We start from the raw sequence: 18,878 nt of genomic DNA, 5'->3' as shown, positions 1-18,878 counted from the left end.
GCAATAAATGATTCTGTGGCTGACCTTTACAATTGAGTTTTACACTTTCTATTTTTACCCTGTTTTTTAATAACACCAATTACAAAAATGGCAAATTATTTTATTCCACAAAGTGCTTGTTGATAAACCATAAAAGCAGTGTATAACCCTACTTTTTTACTTTTGCAACGGGGACATTTGCTGTGTAAACAGATTTGGAACTGTGGCAAAAAAAGTTAAGGGGCAAAAGGTTATGCTTATTTATCCATGTTAAGCCAATATTAATAAATTGTTAAGTTAGTTATGTGTACAAACTGCTCAAATAAATACACCATTGTTAAAAAGCCATCACAATGCTTGCTACAAAAGGAATACATCATACAGCAACAATGTGGATTGACGTGGATAACCGATAGATAATTACCTTCGCACACTGGGGATAAGTAAGTTATCCCGATATCCACACCCGTAATAGTAGTAGTTGGTTATATAAATACCTTATTATTATTTAATTATTACCTGAGTTATGAACATTAGCAAAGCCACGGAACAACTGGAACAAAACGGATACCTGAATCTGGAAGTAGATGCACAGATTGATTTGTTTGCGGAGATTGAAAAATTGAAGAAAGAAAAAAATGCCATTGTGCTGGCGCACTATTACCAGGAGTCGGATATACAAGACGTGGCAGACTATATAGGCGATAGCCTTGGGCTGGCGCAAAAAGCGCAAAGCACCAATGCAGATATGATTGTATTTGCGGGTGTGCACTTCATGGCCGAAACAGCCAAAATACTCAATCCCTCAAAAAAGGTACTGCTGCCCGATTTAAAGGCAGGTTGCTCTTTGGCTGATTCTGCCCCGGCAGACTTGTTTAAAGCCTTTAAAGAGAAGCATAGCGACCATTTAGTGATATCCTACATCAACTGCACATCGGAGATAAAAGCATTGAGCGATATTATCTGTACCAGCAGCAATGCAGAGAAGATTATAGAGAGTTTACCTAAGGAGCAAAAGATAATCTTTGCCCCAGACAAAAACTTAGGCGGCTACCTAAATAAAAAGACTGGCAGGAATATGCTGCTATGGAACGGTGCTTGTATGGTGCATGAGATATTTAGCCTGGAGAAAATAATCAAACTAAAGATACGCCACCCGGAAGCGGAAGTAGTGGCACACCCCGAATGTGAGGAAGCTGTGTTGCGGATAGCTGATTTTATTGGAAGTACCACACAGATACTTAAATACACCGCTACATCCCCTGCAAATACCTTTATTGTGGCTACGGAGACAGGTATACTGCACCAAATGCAGAAGGATGCCCCAAATAAGACCTTTATACCTGCACCACCGACTAATAATTGCGCTTGCAATGATTGTCCTTACATGAAATTAAACACGCTAGAAAAGCTTTATTTGTGCATGAAATACGAATTACCAGAAATTACCATGGATGAGAACCTGCGTATAGCCGCAAAGAAGCCAATTGTTAGGATGTTAGAGATAAGTAGAAAGGCGGGGTTAATAGGGTAGAAAAATTAATAGTAATCAGTATAACATAGTTAATATAATTTTAATGTAATTATGAAAAATAGAGGGAGGTTTCAGGCTCAAGGTAATGGCTTAGAAAAATCATCGCCATGGGCAACAGACGATACTCTTTTTAAAGGGACTGCTTTAGATTTGCTTAGAGATTTAACATTACAACTTAGCCCAAATGAATTAGATCAGCGTATATTAGCATTAGGAAAGGCGAGGAATTTTGTGATGAAATGCCCTTTTGAAGGTGTAGGGCCATTAAAGAAAAGTTTCTCGAATGATTTGCAAAATAGAGCAATAAGAATAGATATAGAAGTAAATTCTGGTATCGCTTTTGTAACATTAAAAAATGCCGAAAATGGAAAATGATATATTGCTTTATAATCAATTTTTAATTAAAAAAAATATTTATAACCTTAATGTTGGATTTTGGAGCAAAAAATTAAAGAAAATTTTGCAAGAAAAAATTTCAGCCAAATCTCAATTTATAAAAAATAAAAATGAATTAGGCTTTAGTTTTTATGATGGAAATCCTATATTTAGTTATTATGATACTACAAAAAGTAAAGCACTACGAATAATTCAAGAGGATCCTATGGAAATAAAAAACTTCAATGAGATAAAACTTATTGATGCTTGGATAGATAAGGTTAACATAGCAATAACTTCATCTGGTGACGGGATTGAAGTGCAAGAATTGGTTATTTCTCTTTTTCTTACACGTAATAGTGCGGATGTCTCTTTAGAATTAATAAAAAATTGGTTTTTTGGAACACTTACAGAAAATACAATTAATGACTATGTAAAGCTAAGTACAACAGATAGTATATCAATTTTTCCGCAAACTCATTTAATTTCAGATGAGATCTATAAATAGGATAAGTATTTAGTCAATTTTAAAGGTTTAAAAAACTTTCAAAATTGACTAATATGAATACTACCTCCCCATAAACACCATCAATATCTGAATATCACTAGGATTAACCCCGCTTATCCTACTTGCTTGCCCCAATGTTTTTGGGCGTATTTTTTTGAACTTTTGTAAAGCTTCATTGGAGATAGCATTTAGCTTATCAAAATTAAAACTATCTGGTATAACCATGTTTTCCAGGTGGCTCATCTTTTGTACTAGTTCTTCTTCGCGTTTAATGTACTGTTCGTACTTTATTTGTATTTCGGCTTGTTCTACTGTGTCTGTATCATACTCGGCTAAAGCTGTAGATAAAGTAGGAACATAGGCCAACATATTACCCAGCTCTACATTAGGCCGCAGGATTATTTTACTAGCCTTTTGTTTTTCATCAATGGGTGAAGATTGTATAGTTTCAAAGTATGGGTTAATATCATCTGCCTCAACATTAAACCCAGCCATTATTTTTTTAATTTCATTCACCCCTTTCTTCTTGGCCAGTACTTTATCCAAACGTTCTTGTTTGGCTAGGCCAAGGTTATAGCTTAATTCAGTCAGGCGTATATCTGCATTGTCTTGCCTTAGCAATGTCCTGTATTCTGCACGGCTGGTAAACATGCGGTAAGGTTCGTCTGTGCCTTTATTTATGAGGTCATCTATCAGTACACCAATATAGGCTTCGCTCCTGCTCAATACCAATTGTTCTAAATGGTGAGATTTTCTGTGTGCATTAATACCAGCCATTAAACCCTGACAAGCAGCTTCTTCATACCCCGTAGTCCCATTTATTTGCCCAGCAAAGAATAGGTTCTGGATAAGCTTAGTTTCCAACGTATTGGTCAACTGTGTAGGTGGAAAGTAATCATACTCTATTGCATAGCCTGGCCTAAAGAACTTACAGTTCTCAAAACCTGGTACGGTTCGTAAAGCTTTTACCTGAACATCTTCTGGCAATGAGGTAGAAAAGCCATTTACATATATCTCCACTGTGTTCCAACCTTCTGGTTCTACAAACAACTGATGCCTGTCCCTTTCTGCAAACCTGTTTATTTTATCCTCTATGCTAGGGCAGTATCTTGGACCACGGCCTTCAATCCTACCCTGGTACATAGGGCTACGATCAAAACCTGTCTTTAATATTTCGTGTACATTTGTATTGGTATAGGTTATGTGGCAGCTCCTTTGTTGGTCAGGCTTAATGCGGTCTATGTCTAAATAAGAAAAGCCTGTGATAAAATCATCGCCTTTTTGTTCTTCCATCTTGGAGTAATCAAGGCTACGGCTATCTACCCTTGGTGGTGTGCCAGTCTTCAAGCGGTCGCTATCAAAACCATAAGCAACTAATTGCTCTGTAATACCCGTAGCGGCTTTCTCCCCTACCCTGCCCCCACCTAATTGCTTTTCACCTATATGGATAATGCCATTTAAGAAAGTACCACTTGTTACAACAACACTTTTAGAACGGATAGTATTACCTAGTCCAGTAACTACACCACAAGCTTTACCATTTTCTATGATAATAGAACTAACCATATCCTGATAGAAGTCCACATTAGGTGTTTGTTCCAGCATCTCCCTCCATGTAGTTGCAAACTGCATCCTATCGTTTTGCGCTCTAGGACTCCACATGGCTGGACCTTTACTTTTATTGAGCATCCTGAATTGTATCATGGTTTTATCGGTTACTATGCCGCTGTAGCCACCCATTGCATCTATTTCACGCACTATCTGACCTTTTGCTATACCACCCATTGCTGGGTTGCAGCTCATTTGTCCAATAGTTTGCATATTCATTGTTATTAGTAAAACCTTGCTGCCCATATTAGCGGCTGCGGCTGCGGCTTCACTACCCGCATGTCCTGCACCCACTACTATTACATCGTATTCTGAAAACATTTATTTGTAAATTAGTGTGCAAAGATAATTATTGTAGTTGGCTTTTACCACGAAGGCACAAAGGCTCAAAGTTGCACGAAGAAAAGGATAAAAATAAACAGGTAAAAAGACAGTGTTCCACGTGGAACACTAGTGATTTTAAATTGAAAATATTTAAGAAATTAAAAATTAAAGGCTAGATATGTATCGTTAGAGTATATTATGTTCCACGTGGAACAATATTACAAGGAAATATATTGAGTAATATAAAAATCTTCTTTACCTCTCATTGCTTTAATATCCTTTTTAGTTTTGTCTTTATAACCACAGAGGTGTAAGCATCCATGAAATATTACCCTTAGTGTTTCATTAATAAGATTTGTGCCTTGTATAATGGCGTTATCCTTTATTCTATCTAAACTAATATACACCTCCCCTATTATAGGTTCGCCCTTTTCTTGTAAGGAAAAAGTGATAATATCAGTATAATAATCGTGGTTTAGATGGTTGTTATTTATTTGTAGCAAGTAATCGTCGGAACAAAATATATAATTGATACTATCTAATTCCTTTCCTTCCTTGGTAAATAAGGCTGCAATGAAGTTTTTAAGCTTGGTTTTATCAGGAAAAGATAGCTTCCTGTCTGCATAATTGAATTTAACGATTGGCATATAATATCTGTTAATGCAAAGGTTACTCCAAAATTCGTAACAAAATGGCAGCTAGTCAATTTACTTTTGCAGTACAGTATATTTTAGCTGTTTAATAAGTGATAATGAAAAGGCTAAGTGAGTTAAGGGTGGGGCATAAAGCAATAATACATTCATTTGAGAAAGATGATATTTTTATAAAGCTAATGGAAATGGGCTGCGTGCCAGGAGAGATAGTGAAAGTAATACAAGTAGCACCCTTGGGCGACCCTATTTCTATATCTGTAGCAGGATATAATTTAAGCCTGCGTTTGAGCGAGGCAAACAGTATTTTTTTGGAGGAAGAAGCCTAAATTAGCCACATGAAAATTGGTTTGTACTTCGGTTCTTTCAATCCTATCCATATTGGCCACTTAATTATTGCTAACCATGTAGCTAATTTTACTGATGTAGACCAAGTGTGGCTGGTAATAAGCCCGCAAAACCCATTAAAACCTTCGCATCATTTACTGAACGAATACCACCGCTTGCACCTAGTGCAAAAGGCTGTCGAGGGCAATAAGTTGCTAAAAGCATCGGATGTGGAATTTAAGCTACCAAAACCCTCTTATACTATCGATACCCTAATTTACCTTCAAGAAAAATACCCGTTGCATGACTTTAACATAGTAATGGGCAGTGACAGTTTTTTAAATATAAATAACTGGAAAAACGCTCAAATATTACTCGCCAATTATCCTTTTATTGTTTATAACAGGCCGGGATTTTCTGTCAATAATTCGATAAACGTAAAAAAAGGTTTGAAAATACTAGATGCCCCTTTGCTGGAAATATCTGCCACTGCTATCCGAAGCCGGATAAAGGATGGGAAAAGTATTCAGTACCTTGTTTCTGACATAGTGAACCATGAAATTATAGAGAATGGATATTATAAATAATTGGAAAAATCTAATTATTTATTCTGCTTTTTAGTTTTTAGGTTGCTATTTAACCAGTAAATAACGTAATTACAGTGCATCTTTGTACCTTATAGTATTATATTAGGTATGCCTCATTCAGCACAAATTTTTCAAACAAACAACCCTACTCGTTGGCAAAGGCTTAAATGGGGGTTAAGGATTATTGCCCTTATTGTTGTAATTGTGATTGTTGTTATCACCATTACGCTTAGGAGTATAGCAACGTCTGAAAGCAAGATTCCTTTGGAATCAAGGGCTATTAAAAAAGTATTATCTGGTAATATACCTGCCTATCGTGAAAGTGAAATTGGCAAGAAATTCAGGGGGTTTAGCAAATATATAAGTGGACAATGGGCAGTGGGTAGAGGGCAAGGGCAAAATGATACTGCCTTAAACTTGTCTTCATCTAGTTTGTTTAACGACAGCCTAGGTATCCGTGCAGCATTTTATATGAATTGGGATTTGCAAGCTCATTTGTCGCTAAAAAAAAATGTGTCTAAGTTGAACTTAGTAATACCTGAATGGTTTTTTATTGACCCAAATGCAGATACATTAATAGTTAATATAGAAAAAAGAGACTATGATGTTATCAAAAGGGCTCAGGTTCAAATGATGCCCATGCTCTCCAATAGTATTAATACACAACCAACTACAGATGCTTTTAGGCGTGTTATCAATGACCCTATAAAACGGGAAAAGTTGATAGCAGATATTATAAAAACACTCGCAAAATTTAAGTTTGTTGGGGTAAACATAGATTTTGACGAGGTAAACCCAAATAAAGTCGCTTTAAACGCATTTAAAAAAAGTTTGTATAAACAATTGCATGCACAAAATTTTCTTGTTACGGAGAAAATATACCCACATGTAGCCTACAACGATTTTACTACAGAGAATAAAACAAACGATTACTTTTTTTTAATGGCCTTTGACGAGCATGGTGAATCAACAAAGCCTGGGCCTATTTGTGGGCAAAAATGGATAGAAGCGGTAGTAGATAAATTTGCAAAGAATATCCCGCCCAACAAAATTATATTGAGCTTAGCAGCCCAAGGGTACGATTGGGGTTGGGATAAAAGAGATACAGTCAAATTGCTTACTTACCAGCAAGCTTTGGTAACTGCAAGGGAGAGTGATGCAGTTATTGACTTTGATGATGACAGTTACAACCTAAGCTATCAGTACTATGATGACAAAGACTCCATACATAATGTGCATTTTGTAGATGCAGCTACCAATTTCAATACACTTAGGTTTTCTACTGAATATGGTTTGGCGGGCACTTCCTTATGGCGGCTTGGATCGGAAGATAACAGGATATGGGATTTTTATAACCTTCCGATGAATAGGTCTGCGTTACAGAAATTCAATTTTTCGGAATTTAGCAAAGTAACTGGAAGCAATGCCGTGGATTATATTGGAGAAGGGGAAATATTAGATGTACTGGCTTCGCCAAAAGACGGGCATATTACTGTGGAGGTAGATAAACCCAGCATGTTGATAACAGAAGAAAACTATGATGTGCTGCCCTCTACTTATGTGGTAAAGAAATTTGGGAAAACAAACAAACCAAAGCTGGTACTGACGTACGATGATGGCCCAGACCCTAAATACACAAAGGAGATATTAGACACGCTGGCTTATTACCATGTACCTGCTACTTTTTTCCTGATAGGCTTAGAAGCTGAAAACAACATACCACTAGTAAAAAGGATTTTGAAAGATGGCCATGAAATTGGCAACCACACATTTACCCACCCAGACATGAGCAAGGTGAGTAAAGAAAGAGCTTTGCTGGAAATGGACGCAACGCAGCTTTTGATTGAGGCGCTTACTGGGCGCAGCACTACAATGTTCAGGGCTCCTTTTAATGCGGACAGCGAGCCTGAAAAAAATGAAGAGCTCGTGCCTGTGGCACTTAGCCGGACGAGGAACTATATTACCGTCGGTGAAAGTCTAGACCCAGAAGACTGGCAACGGGGGGAAGTAAAAGATTACACGGCAGATACTATTTTTAACAGGGTAGTAAACTCGCACGCCGAGCATACCAGGAATGGGGATAGCAGCACCATTATATTGCTGCACGATGGAGGGGGCGACAGAAGCCAAACGGTATTAGCCACTGGGATGCTTATCCGTTATTTTGAGTCAAGGGGTTATACATTTACTACAGTTGCAGATTTATTAGGCAAGAAAAGAGACGATGTAATGCCTTTTGTAGATGGGAAAGATTATTTTAAGCTCAAAATAAATTATTTCTGGGCAGAGGCAGTATATATCAGCAGCCATTTCTTCTTTGCTTTGTTTTTGGTATTCATGGCTATGAGTGCCATAAGGTTGCTGATACTCGGTTTCCTTTCGTTCCTGCAAAGGAAAAAGGAAAGGCATATTATTTATAATGAATTGGTGGATAGTTACCCGCTTGTCTCTATCATTGTGCCAGCTTATAACGAAGAAGTGAATGTAATAAGCTCATTGACCAATTTGTTGAAGTGTGACTATCCGAATTACAATATCATTTTTATTGATGACGGTAGCAAAGATGCAACCTGGCAAATAGTACAAAATGTATTCAGTGGCCACCCTATCATCAAATTATTTACCAAAGTAAATGGTGGCAAAGCATCTGCCTTGAATTTTGGTATTGACAAAACCAGTGCTGCTTATGTGGTATGCATAGATGCTGATACCAAGCTTGCTCCAAATGCGGTGCATTTAATGATGAAGCATTTTTTAATGAACCCTAATCCAAAAGAAGAAATCGGGGCTGTGGCAGGTGTGGTAAAAGTTGGCAATGAGGTGAATATTTTAACGAAATGGCAGAATATTGAATACATCACCAGCCAAAATTTTGACAGGAAAGGTTTTGCTTATGCCAATGCCATAACAGTAGTGCCAGGGGCTATAGGAGCGTTTAAAAAACAGGCTATCGTGGATGCAGGTGGGTTTACGACAGACACCCTTGCCGAAGACTGCGACCTTACTATCCGTATTTTGCGTGCCGGGTATATTGTTACCAACGAGCCAAAAGCCGTTGCCTATACCGAAGTGCCAGAAAGCCTGAAACAATTTATGAAGCAGCGTTACCGCTGGAGTTTTGGCGTGATGCAAACCTTTTGGAAACACACAGACCAATTGTTCAGCAGCAAAAATAAATCACTCGGATGGATAGCCCTTCCAGATATATTAATTTTTAAATATATAGTACCCCTCTTCTCCCCTATTGCAGACGTATTAATGATTTTTGGTTTGTTTACAGACAATGCAAGCAAGATATTATGGTATTATGTACTATTTACGGTTATTGATGCCATTATAGCAGCTATTTCCTTTTTATTCGATAAAGAAAACCCAGTAAAACTAATATGGCTGATACCGCAAAGGTTTATTTACAGGTGGTTAATGCTGCTCGTACTTTACAGGTCTATGCGCCGGGCATTAAAAGGCGAGCTGCAAAACTGGGGCGTGCTAAAAAGGACAGGCAATGTAAAAGACATTGATTTTTTGGATACAGTAGTAAATAAACCTTAAATAGGTTGTATAAATCAATAACAAAATAGTAGTGCCTAGCCTATAATTTCTTTAATTTGCATTAAATTTTTTAACCGATAATAAGTTGAACCAATGAAAGTAACGGACATACAGGTGCTGAACGAAAAAGAAACCCGCGCAGGTTTTGGGGAAGGCATATACGAAATAGGAAAAGAGAATGAAAAAGTAGTAGTGCTTACTGCCGATCTTGCAGGTTCTTTTAAACTAGGGCCGTTTATTAAGGATATACCAGAGCGTTTTGTGCAATGCGGCATTGCCGAGGCAAATATGATAGGCGTAGCTGCGGGTTTAACTATTGGCGGCAAAATACCTTATACAACTACTTTTGCCAACTTCAGCACTGGGCGTGTATATGATCAAATACGCCAAAGCGTTGCATACAGCAATAAAAATGTAAAAATTTGTTCTTCACACGCAGGTTTAACATTGGGTGAAGATGGTGCCACGCACCAGATACTGGAAGATATAGGGTTAATGAAAATGCTGCCTGGCATGACTGTTATTGTGCCTTGCGACTTTAACCAAACCAAAGTAGCTACTAAACGCATAGCAAGCTACGATGGGCCTGTTTACTTACGTTTTGGAAGGCCAAAATGGCCAAACTTTACCAAGGAAGATGGCAGCGATTTTGTGATTGGAAAAGCCCAGCAACTAAGCGAAGGCACTGATGTAACTATTTTTGCTTGCGGCCATTTGGTGTGGAAAGCTATTGAAGCTGGTAAAATTTTGGAAGCAAAAGGTATAAGTGTAGAATTGATTAACATACATACCATTAAGCCATTAGACACGGAAGCAATTATTGCCTCTATCAAAAAAACAAAATGTGCTGTTACTTGCGAGGAACACAATATTTTGGGCGGCTTGGGCGACAGTATAGCACAAGTAGCTGCTAAAAACTTTCCTATACCTATTGAGTATGTGGGTACAAAAGATACTTTTGGTGAAAGCGGCACGCCTAATGAGCTATTGAAAAAATATGGCTTGGATTCTCCAGATATTGTTGCTGCAGTAGAAAAGGTGATAGGCAGGAAATAGGTTAAACTTGCCGCATCAAGGATTTAAGTAACACAAAGAAAAATACAGAAAGAACTACTCCCTTTGACTTTTGTTACTAATAAATTTTCGTGTTCCAAAAAAAGTCCTAAAATAAAAAAAGTGAAAGAAGAAAAGATTACAAAACCTTTTCTTCTTTCACTTTTTACTTTGCGCCCCTTAGTGTTTTCGAGCATTTGTGGCCCATCCCCACAATAATACTTAATACTACTTAATTGTTTTAAAAACCGATACAGAACCATTGTTGCTTACTTCCAGCACTTTAGTGGCTTTTGTTCCTTCCACAGACACATAATAGCTCGTTTCATTGTCGCTATTAGTATATTCTATGCAGCTTTTCAAAGTATAATTAGGAGCTGCGTAGTTTTTGCTGATGTATTTGATAGCTGCGGCTGGCAAAGTAGTAAAGCTGATAGATTTGCTTGTAGCTATTAACGAGCCATCATTATTGTTGTAGAATACTTCCATTGCTACGCCATCTTGCACAAAACTTGCTTTTGAAAACAGCTTGGTTGTTTTCCAAGTTACTTTACTTACGTTTTTATATGCCTCTTTAAAAAGGGCTACTGCATTTGAATTGACAGTAGTAGTAGTGGCGGCATTTGCCTTGGTAAAAGCAGTACCGATAAGCATCATGGCTACAAAAAAAGCCATTACTAATTGTTTGTTTATTGTGTTTGTTTTTTGAGATAATGTATTGTGTTTCATTGTGTTTTAAATTAAAATTTTATTAAATACAGCATAATCGCTGTTGTTTTTTACTTTTATTTCCCGGCCGAAAAATATGCGTATATAGGGTAAACGGAGGTCGGTAATTTTAGTTACACGCAAGGGCAAAATTTTTTTAAAAAACTGTTTATTTATTAGTAATTGGAAAGTTAATATCGGCTGAAACCTTTTACAGTAAAGTGTTTCGGGCTGTATCTTAATAAAATGCTAAAGCCCATTTTAATTTTGGCATAAAAGGTTTTTATACAAAGAAAAGGGCTGATTCAGTAAAGGTTGCTATTCAGGTATTTTTTGCACAAAGCCATGAATGATCGAAAAAGCACTAAAAAGGGATAAGAAAAGAAAGAAAATAATCTTTTTTCTTCTTTTCTTATCCCTTAAAATACTTTGTGCTTCTTTGTGTCTTAGTGCCTTAGTGGCAAAAAATTAAATATTCAACCCACCACAGGCACTTATAACCTGCCCTGTGATATAGCTGCTTAAATCGCTGGCCAAAAACAAAGTAGTATTGGCTATCTCTTCGGCTTTGCCAAAGCGGCCAAGTGGTATTTTCTTTAAAAAGTCGGCAGCCCCTGCCCCATCTTGCAAATAGTGTGTCATGTCGGTTTCTACAAAACCAGGGGCTATTGCGTTGCAACGTATGTTTCGGCTGCCTAGTTCAGCAGCAATAGACTTTGTAAAGCCGATAATACCTGCTTTGCTAGCAGCATAGCTGCTTTGCCCAGCGTTGCCCCTGATGCCTATAATAGAGCTCATATTGATGATAGAGCCTGTTTTAGCCTTCATCATAGGCTTAATTACGTGCTTGGTGATGTTGAATACGCTTTTCAGGTTAATGTCCATCACATCGTCCCATTGTTGCTCTGTCATGCGCAGCAAAAGGTTGTCTTTGCTAATGCCGGCATTGTTTACGCAAACATCTATGTTGCCAAATTCCTTCAGCACGTCTGCCACAAAAATTTCTGACTGTGCAAAATCGCCCGCATTGCTTTTATAGGCTTTTGCTTTTACGCCCAAAGCCAATAGCTTGGCTTCTAAAGCGGCCGCTTTCTCGGCACTGCTATCACTAACATAAGTAAAGGCAATGGCAGCACCTTGTTCTGCCAGTTTAAGGGTAATTGCTTCGCCAATGCCACGCGCTGCACCAGTAATAATGGCTACTTTGTTTTCTAATAATTTCATACGAGTTATAATTATAAAGCAGTCAAATATAAGGCACTGTACTGTTTTTTGGTTACTAACAAGGTATTATTTCGCCACATAGGCATTTAGGATACATCGTTTTAAGCTAGTAAAAATTAAGAAAACATAGTTTTTCACTCCCTTTTACCTATTTTTGAATAGGGCATCGTTCTGAAAAAAAACTATTTCTTTTTTTGAAGTGCTAGTGAGTATATATCTGTCATTTTAATTCAGGTTTTCCCCCATCATGGGGGCATTTTAGGGCATTCATGGGGGCATATTTCCCCCATATAGGATTGTCCTTTTGCACGTTTCATAAATCAATCCCATTTTTGTAGTATATGCCCCCATGTTTTCGTTGGTTCATCCCGAATTTTGTAGTTGACTTCGTTATGAAAGGCTCAATTGTAAAGTCCGGTTTCAATCCCTGCGGTTGCGATAGCCATTGTTCGTTGCTCCTAAGGGTTCATTTTTCACATACAATAAAACGTCATTATGAACTATATCCGTACTCACAAAACACGAATAAAGTACTCACTTTTTTGCGGAAATCACGCACAAAATAAGCACAAAACACTCAAAAAATAAGCACAAAGTAAGCGCAAAATAAGCATCTTATAAAACAAAAAAGTACTGTATTTCAATGAGTTATGATGCAGAAATGCCTAAAAAATAAATTCAGGGTGTCAAAAGCCAGCAAAAACCAAGGGGCAACGCCCCTGAAAATGGGTTATACAAGTTTCACTATGTCTTCAAATAAGGTTATATTAAATGCTGGTCGGCACTCACCAGCACCTAAAAAAATTAGCCCAAAAAAGTCTAACACAAATGGAAGAAACAAAGAAAATAAAATTTAACCGCAGTGAATTGTCTGGTGCATTCGGGGATATTGGCACCGATTTCCCATTGATTGTTGCCATGATAATAGCCGCAAAGCTGCACACACCCAGCGTATTGATTATGTTTGGCATCCTGCAAATAGCCACAGGCCTCATTTACAGGATGCCCATGCCCGTGCAGCCATTAAAGGCAATGGCAACCATTGTTATTACACAAAAAATAGCGGGCAATATATTACTGGGCGCAGGGCTTGCAATAGGCTTGGTGATGTTTCTGCTTTCTCTCACGGGGCTTTTGGATAAGCTCACTAAGATTGTACCTAAAACCGTTATCCGGGGCATACAAATGGGGCTTGGCATCAGCTTGTGTATGCTTTCCTGCAAGGAATATTTGCCCGCCGATAAAACATTGGGCTATATACTGGCATTTATTGCTTTTGTATTGATATTATTTTTTATAGACAATAAAAAATACCCAGTAGCTATCTTAGTCATATTATTAGGGGTGTTATATGCTTTTGTTTTTAAGACAGATTTTCAAACCATATTTAACTCCGTTAGTATCAATATCCCACAATTCCACTTGCCAACAATCGATGATGTTTCAAAAGGGTTTGTTTTGTTGGCATTGCCCCAAATACCTTTGTCGCTTGGCAACTCTATCATGGCAACCAAGCAGGTGTCGCACGATTTTTTCCCAGAAAGGGAGGAGCTTAGCGTAAAGAAAATAGGACTTACTTATTCCTTCATGAATCTGATTATGCCGTTTTTTAGCGGCATACCTTGTTGCCATGGGGCTGGGGGTATGGTAGGGCATTACACTTTTGGTGGGCGTACAGGCGGTTCCGTTATTATGTATGGTCTCTTTTATATTATCCTAGGCGTATTTTTTGGGCATAGCTTCGAGAATATTATCAAGGTATTTCCGCTGCCAGTGTTGGGCGTTATACTCATTTTTGAAGGGCTTTCGTTAATCCTGTTGGTTAGGGACATCATGGGCGACAGAAAAAACTTTGTAATTACAGTATTGGTCGGCATCATGGCTTTTGGGCTTCCGTATGGGTTTGCTGTATCCATTATTGTAGGTACTCTGCTTTATTATTTGCCCCTTAAAATAGAAACATTGAGCAAGATTGGAAAGGTGTAAAAATATTTTTACAGCCAGAATTACTTGCCCTTAAAGGCAAAGCCCTAGTCCAGTTTCAGAAAAAAAATGGGTAATGTGCTGTACCGATTGCATATTTTTATCTGATACTAAGTATAAGTAATTTGGCTAAAATATTCCATGACACAATTTCTGGCTCGATTTCTTTTATCAACCTGTAAAAATGATACATCAAGCTCCATTTATCATTTTCTTTCTCTTTATAAAAGGGGAGAAGGCTTATAGTATATTCTTATTTTTACTTTAGCACAATCGGATTTTCAATAGTTTTTACAACGTTAATATTTCACTTCCCCTCCAGCAACAACCTGATACTCTCTTGCAACAAATCATATTTCTTGCTTTCAAACAATAGGATTTGTTCCTTGGGCAGCCGCATGGCAAAAGTATCGCCATTGGCAAGGGCTTTGTCTAATCCAGTGTTCCATTTATTAAACATCGGCAATGGGATATTTAGGTTTTGGGCAATTACATTTGATTTGTAGCGCCCAGCAATTGTAAGGGTACCCATGCTAGTATCTGCAAGGGCTGTATTGTTGGCAGTGATGGTATTGGCTTTAAAATCGTTCAGCTCGGCTGCTGTCATGGTTGTTTGGCCTCCGCCACCTTCAAAAATATAATGCGTGCCAATAAATTTCTTTACATGCGTGCGGGTTTCTTCTTTCAGGTAGTTTTGCAAATCCCAGAAATTCCTGCTGCCGCTAAGCCTTATGGCTTGCTTCACCCTGCCAGCACCGCCATTATAAGCCGCCACCACCAACAGCCAATCGCCAAACTGACCATATAGTTCTTTCAGCAGCTTTGCTGCTGCTTGGGTGCTTTTGTAGTAATCCATTCGGTCGTCTATGGCACCAACCCGCAGGCCATAACGTTTGGCCTCATAATCCATTAATTGCCATGGACCCACAGCTCCTGCCCAGGAAGTGAGCCTGCTTTGCAAATGACTTTCTATCACGCTTAAATATTTCATTTCTACAGGCACGCCATATTGGGAAAGGATATTGTCGTACACATCAAAATAAGGCCTGCCCCATTCTTTCATTTTATTCAGTTCCCTGCCTTGTTTGCGGATATAGTCCTCCACAAAAGGCACAGCCTTTGGGCTAAGCTGGGAGAAATAAGGCTTTTCTGGGTTGTACTTATCGTTTGCAAAAAGGCTTTTAAACCCAATTTTGCTGGAAGCAGAGGTATCTATAATAGGCTGGGCATTGCTATTATTCAATATTAGAAATAACAATAGACAAACAAAGAACTGTTTGCCTATTCTATCAATATAATGGATAAATAATTGCATCAAAATGAATAAAACTCTAACCCTCCATCAATTGTTTAGAAATTTGCAACAGCCCTACTTCATCAAAATGGTTGGCCATCAACTGCAAGCCAAACGGCATACCATTGCTATGTGTAAATAATGGGATAGAAATAGATGGAATGCCCACTAGGTTAGAAAATACGGTGTAAATATCTGCCAAGTACATTTCTATAGGGTCGTCGCTTTTTTCGCCAACCTTAAAGGCGGTTGTAGGCACAGTTGGCGAAATAATAGCATCGTATTTTTTGAAAATTTCGCTAGTAGTGTCGCAAAGCAAACGCCTTACCTGCTGTGCCTTGGTAAAATAAGCATCGTAGTAGCCCGAGCTTAAAACAAATGTACCCAGCAAAATGCGCCTTTGTACTTCTTTGCCAAAACCTTCGCTGCGGCTTTTTTTGTACAGGCTGGTAAGGTCATCAGTACTGTTTAATTTAGCCCTATGGCCATACTTCACGCCATCAAAGCGAGACAAGTTGCTGCTTGCCTCGGCGGTAGTTAATATATAATAAGTAGGCACAACAGACTCTAATAAGTTAAAGTCAACCGCATCTACTACATGCCCCGCTGCTTGCAAGGTTGCTATATATTTTTTGGTTGTAGTGGCAATTTCCTTGTCCAGCCCCTCGTGTTCCAACACTTCTTTAAAATAAGCAAAGCGTTTGGGTGCTGCGTTTTTAGCAATTGCTGTTGTATAGACTGGCACTTCTTTTACAGATACAGTACTGTCAAAATCATCTGCCCCGGCAATTACTTCCAGCGTAAGGGCGGCATCATCTATGTTATTAGCAAAAATGCCAATCTGGTCGAAGGAAGACGCATAAGCAATTAAACCATAACGGGAGATACGGCCGTAAGTAGGCTTTAAACCCACAATGCCACAAAAATCCGCTGGCTGCCTTACAGAGCCACCTGTGTCACTTCCAAGAGATACCATACAAAGCCCAGCTTGCACAGAAACTGCAGAGCCTCCAGAAGAACCGCCCGGCACACGGCTTTCGTCCAACGCATTTTTTACATTACCAAAGGCCGAGTTCTCGTTGCTGCTGCCCATCGCAAACTCATCGCAGTTTTGGCGGCCTATAATAATAGCCCCTTCTGCCAATAATTTTTCCGTGGCAGTGGCACTATAAATGGAAGTGAAGTTTTCTAATATTTGGGAAGATGCAGAAATTTTATGCCCTTTGTAGCAGATAACATCTTTTAAGCCAACTACCACGCCGTGTAGTTTTCCTAGAAGCTTTCCTGCAAGCCTGTCTGCATCCAATTGGGCCGCTTGTTCTAGTGCTTCCTCGGTATATACTTCGAGAAAAGCATTCAGGTGCTTCTTTTTTTCAATTTTTGCAAGGAAATGTTTTACCGCAACGCTACAGCCATCAGCATTTTCAGCCAAAAAAGAATGGTAATTTTTTATTGAACTAAACTCAAACAAAACAATGCTATTTTATAAGTTTATAATTAACGATACTTATTACTTACGACTTACCACTCATGACTTACTTCTAACTCCATTCAGGATTTTCCTCTTTCTCTTTCTTTTCTACATTCCTGCAAAGTAAGATGCTTATTTCATACAAAATAATCAGAGGTATAGCACAAATAATTTGGCTAAGCATATCTGGTGGCGTAATGATAGCTGATACAATCAGGATAATTAGTATTGCGTATTTCCTTACACGTTTTAGGTAGGCTGCGCTTACAATGCCTGCTTTTGCAAGGAAAAACATTACCAATGGCAATTGGAAAGCCAGCCCTGCTCCCAAAATTAAGGGTACTATTGTATTAAAATAACTGCTGATAGTCCATAAATTCTCAATATTTTCATCCAGCGTAAAGTTGGCAAAGAAGTTTACAGTATAGGGAGCCAACACAAAATAGCCAAACAAAATCCCAATAAAAAATAAAAAAGATACCCAGAAGATAACCCCCCTGGTATTTTTCAACTCATTTTTGTTGAGGGCGGGCTTTACAAATTTCCAGAACTGCCAGAACACATAGGGGAAAGCAAGGATGAACCCTCCAATTAAAATGATGTTGAAATATACGCCAAACTGCCCGCTTACTGCGTTGCTTTGCATTTTAATATGCACAGGGTCGAGGCAAAGCTTGTTTCCCAAATGCAGCTTTTGGCTTGCTCTGCACAAAAATGTATAAGTAGGGAAATCCGAGTGGAGGGGGCCTAGCAGTATTTTCTTTGTAATAAAGCTATTATAGATGGCAACGATAATGGCACCCAATGCAACAGCCACCGCCGACTTGAACAAGTGCCCCCTTAGCTCGTCCAAATGCTCGATGAAAGACATCTCCCTGCCGGAATTGCTGCCTGCATTCCTGTTGCGGTTAAATAGACTGAATAGTAGTTTTATCACGGGGTATAAAATATGTCATATAAAAAAACCTCGCAGTATTAAATTGCGAGGTTATATTTTAAAATTAGTTTACATTAATTACCGGATAGATAATTAGGTGTGAATGTTATTTCGTAGTGTGGGTATTGTTTTCCACAGGTTCATTCACGTGGTCTTCTATTTCCCTTCTTACGTTGTCCTTTGCATCTTTAAATTCACGGATGCCCTTGCCTAAACCACGCATTAGTTCAGGAACTTTTTTGCCTCCAAACATTAGTAGTATTACCAATGCTATCAGAATCATGTGCGGGCCACTAAATAAATCTCCCATAATAATTATTTTTAACTGCTTGAGATAATAAAGGTACAATAAGCATACCAGTTATAAACCTCATTTTGTTATTCCAACAAAACATTAAGGATTACATGCGTTTTTCCTTGATCCTAGCGCTCTTGCCAAAACGCTCACGTAAGTAGAACAATTTTGCCCTACGTACTTTACCAACTTTGTTCAATAAAATTGAATCAATATTTGGTGATAACAAAGGGAACAAACGTTCTACACCCACGCCATCAGAAATTTTGCGCACAGTAAAAGTAGATGTGGCACCATCGCCTTGTAATTTAATTACATCGCCACGGAAACCTTGGATACGCTCTTTGCCGCCTTCTATAATTTTATAGTTTACAGTTACATTGTCGCCCGCTTTAAATTTCGGGTGCGTTTTCTTAACTGTCAATTGATCGTGAATATATTGAACTGCTTCGTTCATAACTTTAAATTT

At 38.4% G+C, this 18,878-nt stretch carries 17 protein-coding genes; 8 read left to right on the top strand and 9 right to left on the bottom strand.

The window, feature by feature from the left end; translation table 11 throughout:
- Positions 1 to 505: 505 nt before the first annotated feature.
- Genes nadA through ACHFIY_RS11180 form a run of 3 tightly spaced genes read left to right on the top strand, consistent with a single transcriptional unit; the run spans position 506 to position 2,396 of the window.
- Positions 506 to 1,513: a quinolinate synthase NadA gene (gene nadA / locus ACHFIY_RS11190; RefSeq protein ID WP_410846181.1), complete on the top strand. Its 1,008-nt coding sequence runs from the start codon at positions 506 to 508 to the stop codon at positions 1,511 to 1,513.
- 51 nt (positions 1,514 to 1,564) lie between these two features.
- Positions 1,565 to 1,888, top strand: a complete 324-nt coding sequence (locus ACHFIY_RS11185) for a hypothetical protein (RefSeq protein WP_410846180.1) — start codon at positions 1,565 to 1,567, stop codon at positions 1,886 to 1,888.
- A complete protein-coding gene (locus tag ACHFIY_RS11180) occupies positions 1,878 to 2,396 on the top strand; it encodes a hypothetical protein (protein ID WP_410846179.1) in 519 nt (172 codons plus the stop codon). Before ACHFIY_RS11185 ends, ACHFIY_RS11180 begins: the two co-directional genes overlap by 11 nt.
- A gap of 60 nt (positions 2,397 to 2,456) precedes the next feature.
- Here the strand turns inward: ACHFIY_RS11180 and mnmG are convergent, their stop codons facing one another.
- Entirely contained in the window at positions 2,457 to 4,325 is a 1,869-nt protein-coding gene (gene mnmG, locus ACHFIY_RS11175; RefSeq protein WP_410846178.1) for a tRNA uridine-5-carboxymethylaminomethyl(34) synthesis enzyme MnmG, read from the bottom strand.
- A 221-nt stretch (positions 4,326 to 4,546) separates the two neighbouring features.
- Positions 4,547 to 4,975 carry an rRNA maturation RNase YbeY gene (gene ybeY / locus ACHFIY_RS11170; RefSeq protein WP_410846177.1) on the bottom strand — a complete coding sequence of 143 codons (429 nt, stop codon included), beginning with the start codon at positions 4,973 to 4,975 and terminating at the stop codon, positions 4,547 to 4,549.
- A gap of 104 nt (positions 4,976 to 5,079) precedes the next feature.
- Here ybeY and ACHFIY_RS11165 point away from each other — a divergent pair, with 104 nt between their 5' ends.
- The 4 genes from ACHFIY_RS11165 to ACHFIY_RS11150 all read left to right on the top strand — a co-directional run bounded on the left by ACHFIY_RS11165 (position 5,080) and on the right by ACHFIY_RS11150 (position 10,500).
- Positions 5,080 to 5,307 (top strand): FeoA family protein, encoded by a 228-nt coding sequence (locus ACHFIY_RS11165; RefSeq protein ID WP_410846176.1) that lies wholly within the window; start codon positions 5,080 to 5,082, stop codon positions 5,305 to 5,307.
- A gap of 9 nt (positions 5,308 to 5,316) precedes the next feature.
- Positions 5,317 to 5,892, top strand: coding sequence for a nicotinate (nicotinamide) nucleotide adenylyltransferase (nadD, locus tag ACHFIY_RS11160; protein ID WP_410846175.1), 576 nt, complete (start codon positions 5,317 to 5,319; stop codon positions 5,890 to 5,892).
- 108 nt (positions 5,893 to 6,000) lie between these two features.
- Complete coding sequence (locus ACHFIY_RS11155; RefSeq protein ID WP_410846174.1) at positions 6,001 to 9,444, top strand: trifunctional glycoside hydrolase family 18/polysaccharide deacetylase/glycosyltransferase family 2 protein; 3,444 nt, start codon at positions 6,001 to 6,003, stop codon at positions 9,442 to 9,444.
- Between the two features lie 93 nt (positions 9,445 to 9,537).
- Complete coding sequence (locus tag ACHFIY_RS11150) at positions 9,538 to 10,500, top strand: transketolase family protein (RefSeq protein ID WP_410846173.1); 963 nt, start codon at positions 9,538 to 9,540, stop codon at positions 10,498 to 10,500.
- A 225-nt stretch (positions 10,501 to 10,725) separates the two neighbouring features.
- On the opposite strand, the gene ACHFIY_RS11145 is transcribed toward ACHFIY_RS11150, so the two are convergent.
- Positions 10,726 to 11,226 (bottom strand): hypothetical protein, encoded by a 501-nt coding sequence (locus tag ACHFIY_RS11145; protein ID WP_410846172.1) that lies wholly within the window; start codon positions 11,224 to 11,226, stop codon positions 10,726 to 10,728.
- 447 nt (positions 11,227 to 11,673) lie between these two features.
- Positions 11,674 to 12,429 (bottom strand): 3-oxoacyl-[acyl-carrier-protein] reductase, encoded by a 756-nt coding sequence (gene fabG / locus ACHFIY_RS11140; RefSeq protein WP_410846171.1) that lies wholly within the window; start codon positions 12,427 to 12,429, stop codon positions 11,674 to 11,676.
- Positions 12,430 to 13,257: 828 nt separating this feature from the next.
- On the opposite strand from fabG, the gene ACHFIY_RS11135 reads away from it, so the two are divergent.
- Positions 13,258 to 14,415, top strand: a complete 1,158-nt coding sequence (locus ACHFIY_RS11135) for a putative sulfate/molybdate transporter (protein WP_410846170.1) — start codon at positions 13,258 to 13,260, stop codon at positions 14,413 to 14,415.
- A 304-nt stretch (positions 14,416 to 14,719) separates the two neighbouring features.
- Here ACHFIY_RS11135 and ACHFIY_RS11130 read toward each other — a convergent pair whose 3' ends face one another.
- The 5 genes from ACHFIY_RS11130 to rplS form a co-directional block, all read right to left on the bottom strand.
- On the bottom strand, positions 14,720 to 15,655 hold the full coding sequence (locus ACHFIY_RS11130; protein ID WP_410846169.1) for a lytic transglycosylase domain-containing protein: 936 nt from the start codon (positions 15,653 to 15,655) through the stop codon (positions 14,720 to 14,722).
- A gap of 88 nt (positions 15,656 to 15,743) precedes the next feature.
- A complete protein-coding gene (gene gatA / locus ACHFIY_RS11125; protein ID WP_410846168.1) occupies positions 15,744 to 17,138 on the bottom strand; it encodes an Asp-tRNA(Asn)/Glu-tRNA(Gln) amidotransferase subunit GatA in 1,395 nt (464 codons plus the stop codon).
- Positions 17,139 to 17,247: 109 nt separating this feature from the next.
- Positions 17,248 to 18,114 (bottom strand): twin-arginine translocase subunit TatC, encoded by an 867-nt coding sequence (gene tatC / locus ACHFIY_RS11120; RefSeq protein WP_410846167.1) that lies wholly within the window; start codon positions 18,112 to 18,114, stop codon positions 17,248 to 17,250.
- Positions 18,115 to 18,220: 106 nt separating this feature from the next.
- Positions 18,221 to 18,424 carry a Sec-independent protein translocase subunit TatA/TatB gene (locus tag ACHFIY_RS11115; RefSeq protein WP_410846166.1) on the bottom strand — a complete coding sequence of 68 codons (204 nt, stop codon included), beginning with the start codon at positions 18,422 to 18,424 and terminating at the stop codon, positions 18,221 to 18,223.
- A gap of 91 nt (positions 18,425 to 18,515) precedes the next feature.
- Complete coding sequence (gene rplS / locus ACHFIY_RS11110; protein ID WP_410846165.1) at positions 18,516 to 18,866, bottom strand: 50S ribosomal protein L19; 351 nt, start codon at positions 18,864 to 18,866, stop codon at positions 18,516 to 18,518.
- Positions 18,867 to 18,878 lie beyond the last annotated feature (12 nt).

The sequence above is a fragment of the Parasediminibacterium schistidii genome (genome assembly GCF_046546515.1).
In the GTDB taxonomy this organism is placed as follows: domain Bacteria; phylum Bacteroidota; class Bacteroidia; order Chitinophagales; family Chitinophagaceae; genus Parasediminibacterium.
The sequence above is the reverse complement of the archived record's forward strand: the minus strand, read 5'-3'. Positions and strand labels throughout refer to the sequence as shown.

Coding starts and splice junctions, on each gene's coding strand:
- nadA (WP_410846181.1), top strand. CDS start 506: ATGAACATTAGCAAAGCCACGGAACAACTGGAACAAAACGGATACCTG.
- ACHFIY_RS11185 (WP_410846180.1), top strand. CDS start 1,565: ATGAAAAATAGAGGGAGGTTTCAGGCTCAAGGTAATGGCTTAGAAAAA.
- ACHFIY_RS11180 (WP_410846179.1), top strand. CDS start 1,878: ATGGAAAATGATATATTGCTTTATAATCAATTTTTAATTAAAAAAAAT.
- mnmG (WP_410846178.1), bottom strand. CDS start 4,325: ATGTTTTCAGAATACGATGTAATAGTAGTGGGTGCAGGACATGCGGGT.
- ybeY (WP_410846177.1), bottom strand. CDS start 4,975: ATGCCAATCGTTAAATTCAATTATGCAGACAGGAAGCTATCTTTTCCT.
- ACHFIY_RS11165 (WP_410846176.1), top strand. CDS start 5,080: ATGAAAAGGCTAAGTGAGTTAAGGGTGGGGCATAAAGCAATAATACAT.
- nadD (WP_410846175.1), top strand. CDS start 5,317: ATGAAAATTGGTTTGTACTTCGGTTCTTTCAATCCTATCCATATTGGC.
- ACHFIY_RS11155 (WP_410846174.1), top strand. CDS start 6,001: ATGCCTCATTCAGCACAAATTTTTCAAACAAACAACCCTACTCGTTGG.
- ACHFIY_RS11150 (WP_410846173.1), top strand. CDS start 9,538: ATGAAAGTAACGGACATACAGGTGCTGAACGAAAAAGAAACCCGCGCA.
- ACHFIY_RS11145 (WP_410846172.1), bottom strand. CDS start 11,226: ATGAAACACAATACATTATCTCAAAAAACAAACACAATAAACAAACAA.
- fabG (WP_410846171.1), bottom strand. CDS start 12,429: ATGAAATTATTAGAAAACAAAGTAGCCATTATTACTGGTGCAGCGCGT.
- ACHFIY_RS11135 (WP_410846170.1), top strand. CDS start 13,258: ATGGAAGAAACAAAGAAAATAAAATTTAACCGCAGTGAATTGTCTGGT.
- ACHFIY_RS11115 (WP_410846166.1), bottom strand. CDS start 18,424: ATGGGAGATTTATTTAGTGGCCCGCACATGATTCTGATAGCATTGGTA.
- rplS (WP_410846165.1), bottom strand. CDS start 18,866: ATGAACGAAGCAGTTCAATATATTCACGATCAATTGACAGTTAAGAAA.